The following is a 17,605-nucleotide window of genomic DNA, read 5'->3' as shown; positions in this document are numbered from 1 at the left end:
CGCTATCGCGAGCAGGCTCACTCCTACAATTTGATGTGTGTTCAATGCAGGAGAACCGGGGTTTTCGGCGCTTGGGTTTTCTCGGCGGTCGGCACGTCGTTGCCTGCCCCCAGCCCACCACCCAGCGCCGTCACCAGTTCGGCATGCGCACTCAACCGCGCCGCCTGCACCTGCTGCTGCACCTGCTGCTGCTTGAACAGCAACGTCTGCGCATTGAGCACGTTGAGGTAATCGGTGAGGCCGCGCTGATAAGCGATCATCGCGATGTCGTAGGTCTTCTGCGCCGTGGCCACCGACTCGGCGGCGAAGCCTTGCTGCTTGTCCATCGACTCGCGGCGGATCAACTGATCGGAGATGTTCTTCAGCGCATTCACCAGCGTCTGGTTGTAATGCGCCACGGCGATGTCGTAACCGGCGGAGGCCTCACCCAATTCGGCGCGCAGTCGGCCACCGTCGAAGATCGGTAGCGAGATCGCCGGACCAACGTTGTAGTTGAGTTTCTTGCCGGTCAAAAACTCCAGCGCGCCCCCGCCGGTAGCCATGTAGCCGAGGCTGCCGACCAGATCGACGTTGGGGTAAAACCCGGCATGCGCCACATCGATACCGCGCGCCTGCGCCGCCACTTGCCAGCGACTGGCGACCACATCGGGCCGCTGGCCGAGCAATTCGGCGGGCAATGCCGATGGCAGTTTCAGCGCAGCACCGAGGGACAATGTCGGGCGCTGCAACTGTGCGCCCGCCCCCGGACCTTTGCCGGCGAGCGCAGAGATCTGGTTGCGACTCAGGGCGATTTCTTCATCCAGCGCATCGAGCTGACGATGGGTTTCCGGCAGTGGCGTTTCGGCCTGGCTGACTTCGAAGTGCGTGCCGATTCCGCCGTTCAAGCGCTTCTGCGCCAGATCGAGAATCTGTTGCTGCTGCTTGAGCGTCGCGGCGACGATGTCGCGCTGCGCGTAATGCAGCGACAGTTCGATGTAGGCGCGGACGATGTTGTTCTGCAATTCCAGCTGCGCCAGCCGCGCCTCGGCGGCGCTCATGTGCGCCAGATCCACCGCCCGCTCGCTGGCATTGCTTTCACGGCCCCAGAGATCGAGCGCGTAGCTGAAACCCAACGCGGCGTTGTTATCCCAGGTGGTGGTGTTGGCCAGATCGCCCGGGCCGTAGAACTGATCGGTCGGCCAGTTGTGGCGTTTGAGGGTCGACTCGCCATTGATCTGCAATGACTCGGCGGATTCGGCGACACCGGCCATGGCTTTGGCTTGACGTACTCGCGCAGCGGCCATGGCCATGCTCGGGCTGCCCTGCACGGCGAGGTCGATCCAGCGATTGAGTTGCGGGTCGCCGTAGGCTTGCCACCATTGCGCGGTAGGCCAGTTGGCGTCACGGGCGGCGTGGGCGATGGCATCGTCGGTGGCCAGTGTATTGGCCTCCATTGCCGTGCCCTGTGGGGCAATTCCGTCCGTTGAGATGCAGCCGCCAAGACCCAGGGTAAAAGCCAGAACACTGAGCGGCAAAAGCGCTCTGTTGATGCGACGCGGCACAGCTGCGAATTCCTGAGAGAGGGGTAGATCGAGAACCCGTGTTGGAGCTGCCGCAGGCTGCGATCTTTTGATCTTGATTCCCTTAAAACAAAATCAAAAGATCGCAGCCTTCGGCAGCTCCTACAGGGATCGGCGCAATTCTATGGAAGGCCCCGTACGGCGATAAGCTGGGATTTCTGTGAATCTTTGTTACGGTTAACGAGATAATCCTTAAGTCTGGGGTCTCAGCCCCCGAAACTTCGTGTCACAATTTGCCATCTCCCTTGAGAGCACCCCATGGACACTTTGCAAAACATGCGCGCCTTCAGTTGTGTCGCCGAAGCCGGCAGCTTCACTGCCGCCGCCGTGCAACTCGACACCACCACCGCCAACGTCTCGCGCGCGGTCTCCAACCTGGAAGCCCACCTGCAAACCCGTTTGCTCAATCGCACCACGCGGCGCATTGCCCTCACCGAAGCGGGCAAGCGCTACCTGCTGCGCTGCGAGCAGATCCTTGCCTACGTCGAAGAGGCCGAAGCCGAAGCCAGCGACGCCCACGCACGCCCGGCCGGGCAATTGAAAGTGCACACCATGACCGGCATCGGTCAGCACTTCGTCATCGACGCCATTGCCCGCTACCGCAAAACCCACCCGGACGTGACCTTCGACCTGACCCTGGCCAACCGCGTGCCGGACCTGCTCGACGAGGGCTACGACGTGTCCATCGTGCTCGCCAGCGAGTTGCCGGACTCAGGTTTTGTGTCGCAACGCCTGGGCATCACCTACAGCATCGTCTGCGCCTCCCCGGCCTACGTGAAAGCCAACGGCGCCGCGCAAAAGCCCAGCGACCTGCTCAACCACGCCTGCCTGCGCCTGGTCAGCCCGGTGATCCCCCTGGAAAAGTGGGCCTTCGACGGCCCGGAAGGCCAGGAAATGGTCACCATCAACAGCTCGCCGTTTCTGGTGAACTCCGCCGACGCCATGAAAACCGCGATCACCAGTGGCATGGGCGTGGGCGTGTTGCCGGTGTATGCGGCGATCGAAGGTTTGCGTAACGGCACACTGGTGCGGGTCATGCCGAACTACCGCTCGCAAGAGCTGAACCTGTATGCGATCTACCCCTCGCGGCAATATCTGGATGCGAAGATCAAGACGTGGGTTGAGTATTTGCGCGGCTCGCTGCCAGAGATTCTCGCCGCCCACCAAGCCGAATTGGCCGCCTACGAACTCAGCGGCAGCCTCGCCGGCGCACGCGTCGCCAACTGATTTTCAACACACCACGAAACCCGTAGGAGCTGCCGCAGGCGGCGATCTTTTGATCTTGATGTTTAAAAATCAAAAGATCGCCGCCTACGGCAGCTCCTACAGAACGGGGATTTCGCGGATGTTTCCGACAGGTTTTGCAGGTTGTCCGTCGGAAGTGCGGTGGCTAGGATTTGGGTGTCGCTGACGCATCAGCGACCGGGTCTGGAAAACCCGCAGGATCACAGCACATGACATAATGCCGCGCTTTTTCGGCGCCGAAGTTTTGTTATGGCGGCTGTACGTGGGAGACCTTCGGGTCTGCCGGGTTTGATCCTTTGCCGGTTTTTCCAGTCCGCGTACAGCTGCCACCCCTTTCGCCTGGAAAACGAAACATGGCAGCTCCATCTCTTTAAAAGGATATTGCCATGATCAAACACAGTCCCAATCCGCCAGAAGCGGAAGACACCACCCCCTACGAATTCCCCGGCTCAAAGAAATTCCACGAAGCCGCCGAGCGCGCCCTCGACCACTACCTCAAACCCAACGCACTCACCCTGCGCTTCCACAAACCCAGCACCATGTTCCAGATCGCCCCCGAACAGGACAGCGAAAGCCTGCTGGTCCACGCCTGCGAATCCCTGGCACAGGCCAGCCTCATGACCAGCGACATCGCCGCGTACATCGACCTGCCGCAACGACGGACGATTCTGGCGATTCAGCAGATCATCATGCTCGCTGAACTGGCGGTGAATCGCGTGCTGGATAACCACGAAATTTCCCAATCTCCGACACACAGCTAAAAGACCCTCACCCTACCCCTCTCCCAAAGGGAAAGGGGACTGACCGAGGTGTTTGGGTGAGCTACGCCGACGTGCGATACCGAGTCGAATTCAGATTTTGAAAGGCCCACAAATCGGCTCCCTCTCCCTTGAATGATGCCGGATGACGGCCTGACACAACTTAAGCATCGTTCAATGGACGCAAACCTGAAGTGGGCAATCAAGTTCCAAAAATCATCTTCCGATCAATTTTTAATAGCCAATCTATATAGAAAACCTGTCAGATCTGACAGTACCCATTTTATCGCTTTAGCTGAACAATGGATGTCGTCACACCGACCTAACCTTGAAGGAGCAAGACATGCCTATTAAAGATCTGGAACTCGACAAACTTAAGAAATCAGGTGAAGGCACTGTAATTGCCAAACTAAACAAAGACTACGTCACCGACAAGTTCGAAGGAAAACCCGACCATTTTGTTACCGATAATAAGATAGTCGCACTAAAAGCAACTTACCAGAAATCCTCTACCATCTCATTCACTATCAACCTCACTTTTGACGCAAACATTAAGCCTGGAAGGCATGAATTCAGCACGGAGCACTTTCCCTCTCCGTTCAGATTTTCATATACATCAGGCTCACATACAAAAGGCTATACAAGCGCTAAAAACGCAGGATTTATTGTTGTAGAAGAGTTCAACATTGCCAAAGGCATTTTCAAGGCCGTCTTCAACTTCACATTCTTGGATTTCGATACATGGGAGTTGCATCAAGTTCATGATGGTCAGATTGATGTCAAAGGCCTTGAAATTATCGAGGGGTAAAGGTAGGTCGCAAAGTCTGCCCCAAGTGCAGGAACAAGCAGGTATCAGCCAATGTTGATACCGCTTCCCAAAGCCACCGTGTTCAGATGTCCCCCGAACAGGACAGCGAAAGCCTGCTGGTCCACGCCTGCGAATCACTGGCCCAAGCCAGCCTCATGACCAGCGACATCGCCGCCTACATCGACCTGCCGCAACGGCGGACGATTCTGGCGATTCAGCAGATCATCATGCTCGCTGAACTGGCGGTGAATCGCGTGCTGGATAACCACGAAATCCCGCAATCCCCGTCACACAGCTAAAATCCCCTAACCCTCTCCCCGAGGGAGAGGGGACTGACCGAGGTGTTTGGCAGACCTACGCCGACGTGCGATACCGCGTTGAACTCAGGTTTTGAAAAGCACACAAATCGGCCCCCTCTCCCTCGGGAGAGGGCTGGGGTGAGGGGCAAGAACACCACAAACCCAAAGCCAAGCGCGCCGCGCTCTTCACCACTCAACAGGATGAGCGTTAGCTCGGCTGCAGCTCTTGATCTGTAGGGCGACGTCGGAAGGCTGAGTGGAGGGATTGATCCGGGCGTGGGAGCGCAGCGACCGTTTGGCGCAGCCAAACACAGCGAGAGGAGGTGCAGCGAAGCAAACCGTAGACGCTGCGCCCGGATCAATCCCGGAGCGAAGGAACCCCGAGCCCCAGCGAGCGGGCCGCACGTAGGAGCAAGCGTTTTTTGCTTACTTTTTTAGGCGCTTGTAAAAAAGTGAGTCGCCGTAAGGGCGAAACCGCCAGCCGCAGCCCCCGAAGCAACGGATATACACCCAAAAACCCCAAGAGCATGGTCGGCCCAAAGGCCGCCAAGACACCCCAAAACAAAAATGTTAGCGTGCTTGGTATCAAGCCCGAACAAGAGCCAAAAACGATGAAAAAAACTGTCCTGGCCTTCAGCCGCATCACCCCGCCCATGATCGAACACCTCCAGCAAGAGTTCGACGTCATCGTCCCCAACCCAAAGAACGGCGACATCAACGCCCAATTCAATGAAGCCCTGCCCCACGCCCACGGCCTCATCGGCGTCGGCCGCAAACTCGGCCGCGCACAACTGGAAAACGCCGCAAAACTGGAAGTGGTCTCAAGCGTCTCCGTCGGCTACGACAACTACGACCTCGCCTACTTCAACGAACGCGGGATCATGCTCACCAACACCCCCGACGTGCTCACCGAAAGCACCGCCGACCTCGCCTTCGCCCTGATCATGAGCAGCGCCCGCCGCGTCGCAGAACTCGACGCCTGGACCAAGGCCGGCCAATGGCAAGCCAGCGTCGGCGCCCCGCTGTTCGGCTGCGACGTCCACGGTAAAACCCTCGGCATCGTCGGCATGGGCAACATCGGCGCCGCCGTCGCCCGCCGTGGCCACTTCGGCTTCAACATGCCGATTATCTACAGCGGCAACAGCCGCAAGACCGACCTGGAACAACAACTTGGCGCGCAATTTCGCAGCCTTGATGAACTGCTCGCCGAAGCCGACTTCGTCTGCCTGGTGGTGCCACTCAGCGACAAGACCCGCCACCTGATCAGCCATCGCGAACTGGCGCTGATGAAGCCCGGCGCGATTTTGGTGAACATATCTCGTGGCCCGGTCGTCGATGAACCGGCGTTGATCGAAGCCCTGCAAAACAAACGCATTCGTGGCGCCGGCCTCGACGTCTACGAAAAAGAACCGCTGGCCGAATCGCCACTGTTCCAGCTGAGTAACGCCGTCACTCTGCCGCACATCGGCTCGGCGACGCATGAAACCCGCGAGGCCATGGCCAATCGTGCGCTGGCCAATCTGCGTAGCGCCCTGCTCGGCGAACGCCCGCAGGATCTGGTCAACCCGCAAGTCTGGCGCGGATAAAAAAATACGGGCAAGTGCAACAACGCACTTGCCCGTTAGTTACTGCCATACACAACTTGAAATTGAACAACACACCAAATCAAATAACAGCATTATAAGCTCCATCTGGCCATCGAATCATCGACAAGCGCTAAGGAGAGCTAAAACCTTGAACACCCTGACCACCGAAAAACTTATCCGCTACAGCAAAGTTATATTGATGGCTTACATCAGTTTCTTTGGCCTGCTGGTGATGTTCCACAATTTCACCGACTATGGCTCAAACTACACTTACGTGGCCCACATCCTGAGCATGGACACCACCACAGCCAGTGAAACCCTCAAGTATCGAGCCATTGAATCGCCGATGATCCATCACCGTATCTACTGGTTCATCATCACCCTCGAAGTCACCTATACGGTGTTGTGCCTGATAGGTACCTATCAGCTATACCGCAACATCAACGCTTCCGCCGAGGTATTCCACGAGGCAAAAAAGTTCTCGATCATGGGTATACTCGCGGCCATCTTCATTTATTACGTGTGCCTGCAAACCGTGGGGGTTGAATGGTTTGACATGGACACTTCGCAATCATGGAACGCCAAGGACTGGGCACGACATATTGTTGACTTCATATTCCCGGTGATGATTTACATCACCCTGAAAGTCGAGCGCTGAAGTTCAGCGCTCGTTTATTTCAGGCCAACTTTCCCTGCACTGGCGCCGCAACTCTTTTCGGTTTACGAAACACCAGCACATTGCCCAGCATCACTAACACCAGCCCGACCAGCGCCGGTGCTGTCCACTGATAGCCTTCAGCAAACGCCGAAACGTTCAGCGCCACCACCGGAAACAGCACCGTGCAGTAAGCCGCACGCTCCGGCCCCATGCGCCCGACCAGCGTCAGATAAGCAGTGAAGCCGATGACCGAACCCGGAATCACCAGATACAGCAGCGCGCCGACATAACGCGAGCTCCAATCCATGTCGAATGGAATGCCTTTGACCAGGCACCACACCGACAACATCGCTGCACCATAGGCCATGCCCCAGGCGTTGGTGGTCAGCGGTCTGAGTCCAGCCTTCTGTTGCAGACTCGACAGCATGTTGCCCGCCGAGAAACACAACGTCCCGCACAGTGCCAGGCCGAGCCCCAGCAAGGTTTGCGGGCTGGCCTGATGCCCGACCAGTTCTGGCCAGAACAACATGCCCAGGCCGAACAGCCCCAGCGCACCGCCCATCAGCACATTGCGCGCGATGCGCTGACCAAAGAACACCCGCGCATTCAGCGCGTTCCACAGCGTCGCGGTGGAAAACACCACCGCGACCAGACCACTGGGGATCCACTGACTGGCGGTCAGGAAGCACATGAAATTGACGCAGAACAGGCACAAGCCCTGCGCCACGCAGATCAGATGCCCGCGGCGGTTCATCGGTTGCAGGCGCCGACTGAGCAGCAACAGCGCAAACAGCACCAGCGCGGCGAGCCCGAAGCGATAGACGATCGACACCGGAATCGCCACCACGCCAAGCTGCCATTTCAGGGCAATCCAGGTGGTGCCCCAGATCAGCACGGTCAGCAAATACAACGACAGGTTCATGGCAGACACTCCTCGATAGGCCTTGAGTGTCTGCCCGAGCCAGGTTTGTGCGCTTGCAGATTCTTGCGCTTTTGTCTGGCGGCAGGCTGGCAGCGCGGTGTCTACGGAGTAGGATGCAAGGCGTTGAAGAGAACCGACCATGGCCACCATCGATACCCTGCAAGTCTTTCAAGCGTTGAACAGCTCGCCGAACGCACGCCTGGTGCACAGCGCCGAGCTCGGTGACGGCTTGTCTGCCGCTTTGTGGACCAACCACCACGATGCACAGGATTACGAAGCGCCAAGCCACCACACGTTGTCCTGCTACATTGCCGGTGGCACCGGCACTTTTCGTCGCGATCAACCTGGGCAAAAAGGCGGGCCGGACAAGTTGTGCATCCTGCCGGCCGATCATGAATCGGGCTGGGTGATCAACGGTGATATTCGCTTGGCGCACCTGTATTTCAGCGCCGAACAATTCGCCCTCGGTTGCGTCACGCTGCTCGATCGCGAACCCCGCGAGATGCTGTTGCGCGAGCAGACCTTTCTCGAAGATCCGCAACAGGCGCAACGCTTCCGGCAACTGCTGACGCTGAATTGGGACGAACCCGCCGAACGCTTGCTGACCAGCAGCCTCGCCCATGAGTTGATCAGCCACACTTTGCTCAGTCAGGTCGGCGCGCGTCAGGGTTTGCGATTGAAGGGCGGACTGGCACCACACCAGCGTCGGCAACTGGTGGAGTTCATCGACAACCAGTTGGCCGAGCCGATCAGCCTGGGTCAATTGGCCGGATTGTGTGCGCTGTCGGAATACCACTTTGCGCGGATGTTTCGCACCAGTTTCGGCCTGCCGCCGCATCAATATGTGCTGGCGCGGCGCCTGAGCCGGGCGCGGGAGTTGTTACGCGGGACGGCGTTGCCGTTGGGTGAGATTGCGCTGGCGTGCGGGTTTGCCAGCGCGAGTCATTTCACCAATCGGTTCAAACAGGTTTTGGGAGGAACACCTGGCGAGTATCGACAGGCGTTTTTACGATGACTTATTCCGCAATTACTCAAAGCTCTGCCATCGCCACAGCTCAAACGAATCAATATACGGTGTCCCAAAATAGACCCTATAGTAGATAGAAACACGCGCAATACTCGCTATTTCTTTGTCCAGCAGGGGTACCTGATAATCGATCCACCCGAGCTTGTTTTCGAAGCGTTTCAACACGTTTCCAGATGGCTCGTAAAACTCGATATGCGATACATTCTGGGTCGCAAAAACATCTAATGCAAAGCGCAAACGGTGAACTTTTTCAGGTTTCAGAACAATCCGAAGTTCGGCAGAATCATTTTCATTCTGGTGGTCACCGCTGCATTGAATCCCGGTCCCCTCGAACTGACCCTCCACATAACGCTGATCCGACTCAAACAAAATCGTCGACATAGAAGCGCCGTTTTCGCCACCGAGCGTTTGTAGAGAAAAATGTTCAAGATCCAGACTCGAAAAGTTCTCCGGTGAATCAGGCTTCACACCGTTGAAGTCTTCTTTCGCAATGAGCTTTAAAAAATAACCCTCGGCTCCAGCTACATGGTCATTTGACATGGCAATACTCTCTTCCAAAGATATTGAGAAGACAGTACACATTTAAATCCTCACCAAAGCACCTGTCATAACTGACAGGTAATTAGATCGTTTTACAATTACCATGCAGTAGCTGAGAACGAAAATATCTATAAGGGGCCGCCGAAAAGCGCATTAACTTCTCTGTTCTCAAAACTCCAAGGTACTCGACAACGAAACCTGCCGCGCATCCCCCATCGACACAAAGAACCGGCTCGCCGCCGAGGTGTAATACGTGCGATCAAACAGGTTCTTCACATTGAGCTGAAACTTGACCTTCTGCCCCTCAACCCTGGTGTCGTAAGTGGCAAACGCATCGGCCACGGTATAGCTCGGCAGATCAAAATCATTCACCGCGTTACCCGCTCGTTCGCCGACATAACGCGCCCCGGCGCCGACGCGCAATTGATCGCCGCCGATCACACTGCCGAAGTCATACACCGCCGACAACGAACCGGAATTCTTCGCTACGTTCTGCAGGCGCTTGCCTTTGTAGTCCGGGTCTTCGGTCACTTCGGCATCGGTGTACGCGTAGCTGCCGATCATGCTCCAGTGGTCGCTCAACTGACCGGTCAGGTCCATTTCCAGACCGCGCGAACGCACCTCACCGGCCGCACTGTAAATCGTCGTCGGGCCTTCGGAATTGGCCACCAGCACGTTGCGTTTCTTGATGTCGAACAACGCGATATTGCCGGTGACACGCCCCGGCATGTCCAGCCGCGCACCCAGCTCCCACGACTTGGCTTCTTCCGGTGCGATGCTGCCGTCGAGTACGGTGCTGCTGCCACTCAGCGGGGCGATGGTCGAGTTGGGTTTGAACGATTCGGTATAGCTGCCGTAGAACGACAAGGCGTCGGTGTAGCGATACACCAGACCGGCGCGCGGCACCCATTTCTGCCCGTTGCTGTCGGTGTTGGCCTTGAACGGCACGCCTTTGCCGGCGTACTGGTCATACTCCTGAAAGCGTCCGCCAGCGACCAGAATCCACTGATCGTTGAGGTGAATCGAGTCCTGCATGAACACCGAATCGCTGCGCAGTTCATCGGTCTGCGCGCTGTCGGGGGCGCTGACGGTCGTACCGGCAACTTCACGGCCATACACCGGATTGAGGTAACTGAACGTGGTCAGGCTTTTCTGTCGGATCAAGTCCTCGCGGTAGATCTTGCGGTACTCGTCATCGACGCCGAACACCAGATCATGCTGCATGCCCAGCACGTTGACCTTGCCTTCGAGACTGGCGGTGGTGAAACGGTCAGTGCTGATCGCGTTCTGGGTGCCGTCCATGCTGCGGGTCAACGTGCCTTTTTTGGTGTCGATTGCAGTCACGCGGACCTGGCTGGCGTCGTAGGTCTCGCGGTTCCAGCTGTAACCGAAGTGGGCTTTCCAGTCGTCGTTGAGGTCGTGGTCGGCTTCAAAGTGATACAGGTCCGAACGGCCTTCCATGTTATTGAACGGCTCGTCGAGGCGCTCTTTGCGCGAGATGTCCAGCGGGTGATTGGTGCGTGGATCGATCAGCGTGCCGCGGTCGAACGGCGTGAGAAATTCGCGGTGCTCGTAGGCGAACAACAGCTTGGTGCTCTCGCCGAACCAGGCCAGCGACGGGGCGATCAGGGTTTCACGGTGGGTGCCGAAGTTGCGCCAGTAATCTTCGTCTTCGTGGTCGAGCACCATGCGATAGGCCAGCCCGGAATCGCCCAACGGGCCGGTGCTGTCGAAGGTGCCGCCGCTGCCGTTCTTGCCCTCGCCGTAGGTCGAGCCGCGCAAGGTCAGCGCATTGTATTGAGTAAGTTCAGGCTTCTTGCTGACCAGGTTGACCACGCCACCCGGGTCTTGAATGCCGTAGAGCAACGAGGCCGGGCCTTTGAGCACTTCAACCCGATCGACCGTGGCGTTCATGCCACGCCCCTGCACGATCGGCATACCGTCGCGCATGATCGAGCCATTTCGGTTGTCACCGAAACCGCGCGTCATCACCGAGTCCTGAGTGCTACCCAAGGTGTTGCCCTGGGTGATGCCGCTGACATTGGCCAACGCGTCATCCAGATTGCGCGGCGCCTGATCGCGGATGACTTGCGCCGGGATGACGTTGACGGTCTGCGGGATTTCCTGAAGCGAGGCCGAGGAGCGCATCACCGAACTGGTTTCCGGTGGCTGGTAGCTCATCGATTCATCGCGGGTCGAGGTGATGGTCGTGGCGCCGAGATTCAGCGCACCTTCAGTAGGCTGAGGCTCCAGCGCCAGCGTGTGGCTGTCGGTGCGGCGGAAGTTGAGGCCGGAACCGCTGAGCAAACGTTGCAGTGCCTGTTCAGCACTCATCTGGCCATTGACGGCCGGAGCTGTAAGGCCGTAGGGCGCTTCGTCGGTGTAGACCACGCTCTGCCCGGTGACGCGGCTGAAGTCGCTCAAGGCTTGCGGCAGCGGTTTAGCGACCAGGGAAAAGTTGAACTGCTTTTGCGCCTGACTGCTGGCGGTTTCAGCGGCGAGCGCGACGGTCAGCGGCAACAGCGCCAATGCTGAAAAGCTCAGTGCCGACACGCCTAACCATTGTTTGACCGAACCCGATTTTGCCCTGGACTTCATTGCTCAATGACCTGTGTAGAACCGCAACGGATGCGAATGACTCGCAGTTTCAGTCACTACACGGATGGGGCTGATGTTTACCTCACCAACATTTGAAAATTATTTTTTGTGGTGTTCGATCGGGCGCCATCGCGAGCAGGCTCACTCCTACATTTGGAATGCGTTCCCCTGTAGGAGTGAGCCTGCTCGCGATGGCTTTAGCCGCCTCAGCGCAAAATAATCAGATGACCCAACACCTGATGCTGCTCAAACCCCATCACCCCTTGCAGCGAACTCAAAACCGCCTGCGGATCCTTGCTCGGAAAACTGCCACTGACCTTGCGCGCCGCCAGCTCATCGTTGAGCAACACAATCCGCCCGGGGTAATAACGGCGCAAATCCTCCACCACATCAGCCAGTGTCGACTTGTAATAAGTCAGCCAGCCCTGACGCCATGCCAGTTGCGCGTCGCTGTCCACCGAGTGAAGCTTTTGCGCTGTGCCTTCGCCGTAAGCAACCTGCTGGCCAGCGATGAGGATCTGTTGTTCACCCTCGCGATCCGCCGTCACACCAACGCGCCCCGACAACACCGTAACCTGCGCACCGTGAGGCTGCAGTCGCACTTCGAACTGCGTGCCAAGCACCCGCGCCTCGCCCTGCTCCGCCGCGACCACAAACGGATCCCCCGTATGTGTGACGCTGAAGAAACCGGCACCACGACGCAATTGCACATGCCGCTCGCCATGACTGAAATCCACGGCAATCGCACTGTCGCCATCCAGCGTCACTTGCGATTGATCGGCGAGTGTCACCGTGCGGATCTCACCGGGTGCCGAGACATAATCGGCGCCCAGGTCATCGATCCAGCGCTGCGGCTGCCAACCGGTGCCAAGGCTGATCATCAGCAACAAGCACGCGGCCATCGCCAGCGCGCCCGACCAGCGCAAAACGGGCGAATGACGCGGGCGGTCCATCGCATGAAGGTAACCCTGCAACGCGAAGGCTTCTTCATCGGCCAATGTTCGCGCCGGGCCTTCACTCAACTCCCACACAACCTGAGCCTGTGCGTAAGCTTCGGCGTGCGCCGGATCGGCACGCAGCCATTGGCTGAAGGTCAGTTGATCGCCCGCGCTCGGCCGGTCATGCAACAAGCTCAGCCAGGCGAACGCAGCCTGCTCTTGCGCGGGCGTGGGGATGACGGAATCGGATGGCTTCACGGTGCTTTCCCTGGCAGGCGTGGCGCGGGTTCGCGCAGGCTGGCCTTGCAGGCCTCGAGGGCGCGCATCATATGTTTTTCCACGGCACTTTGGGACAGGCCCATGGCTTTGGCGATTTCCGCATACTTGCGGCCGTGAATGCGATTGAGCAAAAAGATCTGCCGGGTGCGCTCTGGCAAGGCGCGCAACGCCGCTTCGACATACTTCAGATCATTGCCCGCTTCCAGCGCTGCTTGTGGTTCGCTGCCGTGGCTGTGCGGCTCGTCCGGTTGCCAGCCTTCGTTGACCCGCGTGCGCGTGCCTTCGCTGCGCAGATGGTCGATGGCGATGTTGCCGGCGCAGCGCAACAGATAGGTGCTGAGCTCTTCGACCTGCACCAGCGGTCGCCGCCAAAAACGCAGAAACAGATCCTGGACCAGATCCGCCGCCGTCGCCCGACAACCGACGCGCCGGTTTACCAGCGCTTCCATTTGCGAACGCTGGGACAGGAACACCTGAAGAAAATGCGCACGTGCCCCACGCGGCTCATCGTCGCGGGATTCCGGTGGCAGACCGATCAGCACTTCAGCACTGCGCCCATGCGGCGACCGGGCTCGCCAGCAGACTGACCCCGGCCAGCGTCAATGCGAACCGCGGGCGATACGGCAGCAACAAAACCAACACCAAGGCGCTGAGCATCAGCACGGCAAACCAGTCGACCAGGCCGAAGCTCCAGCCGTTGGCCTTCACCGCCGCCCAAAGCGACAAACACAGCAATAACCATCCGCCGACTTTCAGGCCCTGACGGCGACGCGTGGACGGTTTGTGACCGAGCAATTCATCGTGGTGGCGAGGCATCGACAGGCACAACGCGGTGAATCCGGCGTAGGTAAGCAACAAGGGCAAGAGCATCAGTTCGCCCCTTGTTCAAGGGTGATCGGCCGGGCCTGTTCGCGGCGGGGCTTTTTAATGCTGACGGTGTTGCCGGCGCGCTGCATTTTCCACGCGGCCCAAGCCAGGAACAAACCGGTTGCGAGGCACGTCAGATCAAAACCGGCCAATGCCCAATCCCTCTGCATCAAGGTAACGCCGAGATTCCAAGGGGTGGTCAGCGCATTGACCAGCGGCACCGCGACAAACAGGGCGGCGCTCAGGGTGAGTTGCTCAACCCAGGCCTTTCGTCCCGGACGCAGCAGCGCGTGCAGCACACTCAAAGCCCAAGCGATAAAGAACGCATTCACTTCCCAATCTGCGCGCTCGGCGAGGCTCACTGGCAACAGACGATTGGCCAGGAAGAATACAGCCACCGCCGCAACCAACCCGGCCATGCTGGCGATGTTCAGCACTTCAACCAGCCGCAGTTCGAACGGCATCACGCCGCTCTTGGCATGTTTGAGTTGACGCTTGCCCAACCAGATCACCAGCCCGGTGCCGATCATCGCCGTGCCGGCCAATCCGCAAATGAAATACAGCCAACGCAGGAGCGGCCCGGCGAAGTGACCCATGTGCAAGCCATAGAACGCACCACCCACCGCCATCGCCATTGGCTGCTCCGGTGTGCTGCCGAGCATCTGCCCGGTCACCCCGTTGAACGTCACGGCACGGCCGAAATCATGCACCACGCGATCCCCCGCACGGGACAGCACCACCGTGGCATTGGCATCCCCCGGATTGCTCACCGACAGACGCGCCGTGTGGCCGCCCGACCATTGCTCGCTGGCCTTGCTCAACAGCGGCGCCATGGCTGCCAAAGGTGCCGCGATGTTGGCGCGCTCCGGGGTTTTCGACGCGGGGAACACTTCATCATAGAACGTGCGCACGTCACTGCCGTACGACGCGACGATGCTCGCCGGCATGACCATCGACATGAAAATCACCAGGCTGCTGTAGGTGATCATCAAGTGAAACGGCAACACCAGCACACCCACCGCGTTATGCCCGTCGAGCCAGGAGCGCTGACCCTTGCGCGGGCGGAACGTGAAGAAGTCCTTGAAGATTTTCTTGTGGGTGATGATCCCGGTGATCAGCGCGACGAACATCACCATCGCGGCAATCGTCGCCAGCCAGCGGCCCCACGGATAAGGCATTTGCAACTGGAAGTGGAAGCGATAGAAGAACTCGCCGCCCATGCTGTCGCGGCCCTGCACTTCGGCGCCGGTTTGCGCGTCGAGGGTTTTCGACTCGAAGCGCCCGCGCTCACCGGGATTGGCCGGCACTGGCTGCCAGCGCACGGTCAGGCCGGGATCTCGGGCATCAGGCAAATCGATCAGCCAGCGTGAGGCGCCGGCCGCGTGTTGCTGCAGATAATCCTGGGCCAGCGTCAGGCTCGTCTCGGCACTCACCGATCGCGCGGGGATTTCCGGCTGCATCCAGTGGCTGATCTCATCTTTGAAATAGGCCAGCGTCCCGGTCAGGAAAATCGCGAACAGCAACCAGCCGAACAGCAGTCCGGCCCAGGTGTGCAGCCAGGCCATCGCCTGACGAAAGCCCTCTTTCATGCCAGGCCCAATCCACGTGCTGCGCCAGAGATGGTCGCCAGAATAACGCTTGGCACCAGCAAACCGACCCAGGCCGACCACGCCGTACGACAGGCGAAACACCAGAGCACCGCCACCAGATAGACCAGAAAGGAAATGGTCATGCCGGTCACCACCGCTTCGGCGCGGCTCAACGGCAGCCACAGCGTCAGGGTGACACTGGCCAGCGCCGCAACGAGATAGCCGCCAAACACCGCCGCCAGCACCCGTGAGGTGACGGCCAGACGATAGGAGATGGGAAGTGTGGCGAGCTTGCCTTTCATGTTTCGACCCTGAAACGAAAAACGTCCGGCCGATGAGCCGAACCTACAGGCGAGCAATATTAATGATAAATATTCTCATACGCAAAAGCATCTGATTGCCGGTTAAGCGTTTCGCCCCTTACAATGCGAACAGTTCTTGTTCTCTAACGCATACTCTCTACCGCGCCATCAAGCGCCCGGAGTAATACCGTTGTCGTCCGCCCATCCTGTCGAATCGCTCTATCAGGCCCATCACGGCTGGCTCACCAGTTGGCTGCGGCGCAAACTCGGCTGCCCGGACAGCGCGGCGGATCTGGCGCAGGACACGTTTATCAAGGTGCTGACCGCCCGCGAACCTCCGGTGATCATCGAGCCGCGCGCCTTTCTGACGACGTTGGCCAAGCGCGTTCTGTTCAATCATTACCGCCGTCAGGATGTCGAACGCGCTTACCTCGACACCTTGGCGCAGATGCCGGACATGGTCGCGCCGTCGGAAGAAGACAAGGCGATCATCCTGCAAACCCTGATGGAGCTGGATCAGTTGCTCGACGGTTTGCCGCGTCAGGTCAAACGCGCCTTTTTGCTGGCGCAGGTCGATGGCCTGACTTATCCACAGATCGCCGCTGAACTGGGCATATCCGTGGCCACGGTCAAACGTCATCTGAACAAAGCCGCCATGCGCTGCTACTTCGCCTTATGAACCGCGTGCCGGATTTCTCCTCCCAAGTGGCTGAACAGGCCGTGCATTGGCTGATGGAAATGCAGCAGGGCACGCTCTCCCCGCGCCAGCAACAGGCCTGGCAACAATGGCTGGAGGCACACAGCGAACACCGGCGGGCGTGGGAGCATATTCAGCGGGTCAATCAGCGTTTGCGCGGTGTGTCTTCGCCGCTGGCACACGCGGCGTTGAACGGGCCGAAGTCCGGCAGCCGTCGTCAGGCGCTGAAACTGCTGCTGATTCTCGGCGCCGGATCGGCTGTCACCTGGGGGGTGCGTGAGCACAATCCATTGCCGTCGCTGCTCGCTGATTACCGCAGTCCGATCGGGCAACGGCGCAAGGTGGCGCTCGGTGCGGGCGATCAGTTGCAACTCAACACAGCCAGTGCCGCCGATGTGGATGTCTCGGCGCGACTGATCCGCTTGCTCGAAGGCGAAATCCTCCTGACTGCCGCGCAATCTTTCGAAGTGCGCACCGCTCAGGGCATTCTTGAAACTCACGGTGCACGTCTCAATGTGCGTCAGTTTGCCGATCGCACGCAGGTTGCGCTGTTTGACGGCCGCGTCGAACTGAGCAGCAATGGACGCGCGCCGATGCTGCTGCCGCTTGCACGGCAACTGAGTTTCACCTCGAAATCCATCAGCGAAGCCAAACCGCTGGATGCCAACAGCGGCGCCTGGGCCGACGGCATGCTGGTGGCCGCGCATATGCGTTTGGGCGACTTCCTCGATGAACTCGGCCGCTATCGTCGCGGCCAGCTCAATTGCGACAGGAACGTCGCCGACCTGCTGATTTCCGGGACTTACCCACTGGACGACAGCGAGCGGATTCTCGACCTGCTGGAAATCAGTTTGCCGGTGAAGGTGAAGCGCTTTACCCGTTACTGGGTGAGCGTCGAAGCGCGGGTTTAAAAAACATCAAAAATAAATGAGC

Annotated in this window: 17 protein-coding genes and 1 pseudogene; 9 read left to right on the top strand and 9 right to left on the bottom strand. The window is 58.8% G+C overall.

The window, feature by feature from the left end:
- Positions 1-41 precede the first annotated feature (41 nt).
- Complete coding sequence (locus tag J0G10_RS05965) at positions 42-1,541, bottom strand: efflux transporter outer membrane subunit (protein ID WP_095049812.1); 1,500 nt, start codon at positions 1,539-1,541, stop codon at positions 42-44.
- A 276-nt stretch (positions 1,542-1,817) separates the two neighbouring features.
- Here J0G10_RS05965 and J0G10_RS05960 point away from each other — a divergent pair, with 276 nt between their 5' ends.
- The 6 genes and pseudogenes from J0G10_RS05960 to J0G10_RS05935 all read left to right on the top strand — a co-directional run bounded on the left by J0G10_RS05960 (position 1,818) and on the right by J0G10_RS05935 (position 6,913).
- On the top strand, positions 1,818-2,786 hold the full coding sequence (locus tag J0G10_RS05960; protein WP_007914118.1) for a LysR family transcriptional regulator: 969 nt from the start codon (positions 1,818-1,820) through the stop codon (positions 2,784-2,786).
- Between the two features lie 404 nt (positions 2,787-3,190).
- Complete coding sequence (locus J0G10_RS05955; RefSeq protein ID WP_220557950.1) at positions 3,191-3,565, top strand: DUF6124 family protein; 375 nt, start codon at positions 3,191-3,193, stop codon at positions 3,563-3,565.
- Between the two features lie 340 nt (positions 3,566-3,905).
- Positions 3,906-4,370, top strand: coding sequence for a hypothetical protein (locus J0G10_RS05950; RefSeq protein WP_220557943.1), 465 nt, complete (start codon positions 3,906-3,908; stop codon positions 4,368-4,370).
- Between the two features lie 83 nt (positions 4,371-4,453).
- A pseudogene (locus tag J0G10_RS05945) lies at positions 4,454-4,669 on the top strand (DUF6124 family protein); the annotation flags it as partial.
- Between the two features lie 611 nt (positions 4,670-5,280).
- Positions 5,281-6,255 (top strand): 2-hydroxyacid dehydrogenase, encoded by a 975-nt coding sequence (locus J0G10_RS05940; protein ID WP_220557941.1) that lies wholly within the window; start codon positions 5,281-5,283, stop codon positions 6,253-6,255.
- Between the two features lie 148 nt (positions 6,256-6,403).
- Complete coding sequence (locus J0G10_RS05935; protein ID WP_123451815.1) at positions 6,404-6,913, top strand: DUF2165 family protein; 510 nt, start codon at positions 6,404-6,406, stop codon at positions 6,911-6,913.
- 19 nt (positions 6,914-6,932) lie between these two features.
- Here the strand turns inward: J0G10_RS05935 and J0G10_RS05930 are convergent, their stop codons facing one another.
- The gene (locus J0G10_RS05930) at positions 6,933-7,835 is read right to left on the bottom strand and encodes a DMT family transporter (RefSeq protein WP_220557939.1); all 903 of its coding nucleotides are present in this window, start codon (positions 7,833-7,835) and stop codon (positions 6,933-6,935) included.
- Positions 7,836-7,974: 139 nt separating this feature from the next.
- Between J0G10_RS05930 and J0G10_RS05925 the strand changes: the two genes are divergently transcribed.
- Positions 7,975-8,850, top strand: coding sequence for an AraC family transcriptional regulator (locus tag J0G10_RS05925; protein ID WP_220557912.1), 876 nt, complete (start codon positions 7,975-7,977; stop codon positions 8,848-8,850).
- 12 nt (positions 8,851-8,862) lie between these two features.
- Here the strand turns inward: J0G10_RS05925 and J0G10_RS05920 are convergent, their stop codons facing one another.
- The 7 genes from J0G10_RS05920 to J0G10_RS05890 form a co-directional block, all read right to left on the bottom strand.
- Positions 8,863-9,402: a hypothetical protein gene (locus tag J0G10_RS05920; protein ID WP_220557910.1), complete on the bottom strand. Its 540-nt coding sequence runs from the start codon at positions 9,400-9,402 to the stop codon at positions 8,863-8,865.
- A 168-nt stretch (positions 9,403-9,570) separates the two neighbouring features.
- Positions 9,571-12,000, bottom strand: coding sequence for a TonB-dependent siderophore receptor (locus tag J0G10_RS05915; RefSeq protein ID WP_220557908.1), 2,430 nt, complete (start codon positions 11,998-12,000; stop codon positions 9,571-9,573).
- A gap of 206 nt (positions 12,001-12,206) precedes the next feature.
- The gene (locus J0G10_RS05910) at positions 12,207-13,196 is read right to left on the bottom strand and encodes a FecR family protein (protein WP_095049804.1); all 990 of its coding nucleotides are present in this window, start codon (positions 13,194-13,196) and stop codon (positions 12,207-12,209) included.
- Complete coding sequence (locus J0G10_RS05905) at positions 13,193-13,759, bottom strand: RNA polymerase sigma factor (protein WP_095049803.1); 567 nt, start codon at positions 13,757-13,759, stop codon at positions 13,193-13,195. The genes J0G10_RS05910 and J0G10_RS05905 overlap by 4 nt, the downstream gene beginning before the upstream one ends.
- Before the next feature lies 1 nt (position 13,760).
- Positions 13,761-14,087 carry a DUF3325 domain-containing protein gene (locus J0G10_RS05900; protein WP_095049802.1) on the bottom strand — a complete coding sequence of 109 codons (327 nt, stop codon included), beginning with the start codon at positions 14,085-14,087 and terminating at the stop codon, positions 13,761-13,763.
- Entirely contained in the window at positions 14,087-15,673 is a 1,587-nt protein-coding gene (locus J0G10_RS05895; RefSeq protein WP_220557906.1) for a PepSY-associated TM helix domain-containing protein, read from the bottom strand. The genes J0G10_RS05900 and J0G10_RS05895 overlap by 1 nt, the downstream gene beginning before the upstream one ends.
- Positions 15,670-15,975: a DUF3649 domain-containing protein gene (locus J0G10_RS05890; RefSeq protein WP_095125425.1), complete on the bottom strand. Its 306-nt coding sequence runs from the start codon at positions 15,973-15,975 to the stop codon at positions 15,670-15,672. The genes J0G10_RS05895 and J0G10_RS05890 overlap by 4 nt, the downstream gene beginning before the upstream one ends.
- 190 nt (positions 15,976-16,165) lie before the next feature.
- Here J0G10_RS05890 and J0G10_RS05885 point away from each other — a divergent pair, with 190 nt between their 5' ends.
- Together J0G10_RS05885 and J0G10_RS05880 are read left to right on the top strand one after the other, a co-directional pair.
- Positions 16,166-16,654 (top strand): sigma-70 family RNA polymerase sigma factor, encoded by a 489-nt coding sequence (locus tag J0G10_RS05885; RefSeq protein WP_095125424.1) that lies wholly within the window; start codon positions 16,166-16,168, stop codon positions 16,652-16,654.
- Positions 16,651-17,583: a DUF4880 domain-containing protein gene (locus tag J0G10_RS05880; protein WP_220557904.1), complete on the top strand. Its 933-nt coding sequence runs from the start codon at positions 16,651-16,653 to the stop codon at positions 17,581-17,583. Before J0G10_RS05885 ends, J0G10_RS05880 begins: the two co-directional genes overlap by 4 nt.
- The last annotated feature ends 22 nt before the right edge of the window (positions 17,584-17,605 follow it).

This window comes from Pseudomonas germanica, from assembly GCF_019614655.1.
Taxonomy (GTDB): Bacteria; Pseudomonadota; Gammaproteobacteria; order Pseudomonadales; family Pseudomonadaceae; genus Aquipseudomonas; species Aquipseudomonas neuropathica.
This window is presented reverse-complemented; position numbering and strand designations above follow the sequence as displayed.